Origin of the sequence: Nocardia sp. NRRL S-836 (assembly GCF_001279525.1) — a bacterium.
Lineage (GTDB): Bacteria > Actinomycetota > Actinomycetes > Mycobacteriales > Pseudonocardiaceae > Lentzea.
Window position 1 is genome coordinate 1 of record NZ_LGDY01000068.1, and the last position, 290, is coordinate 290.

A 290-nucleotide genomic window follows, 5' to 3' on the forward strand; every position below is an offset into this window, starting at 1 on the left:
GGCTGTGCCGACTACGCCAAGCAGGTCCCGTCCGGCTCCGGTTCCGTGTCCGGCATGGCCGCCGACCCGGTCGCGGTCGCCGCGAGCAACAACCCGCTGCTCAAGACGCTGGTGGCGGCGGTGTCGGGCCAGCTGAACCCGAAGGTCAACCTGGTATCGACGCTCAACGGCGCGGAGTTCACGGTGTTCGCCCCGGTCGACTCGGCGTTCGCCAAGATCGACCCGGCCACCATCGAGAAGCTCAAGACCGACGACGCCCTGCTGACGAAGATCCTGACCTACCACGTGGT

At 67.6% G+C, this 290-nt stretch carries 1 protein-coding gene; it reads left to right on the forward strand.

Translation table 11 applies throughout. The annotated features are described in order from the left end of the window. Window positions 1-290: fasciclin domain-containing protein (locus tag ADL03_RS07875; protein WP_197288194.1), on the forward strand; the 290-nt coding region annotated here is incomplete at both ends.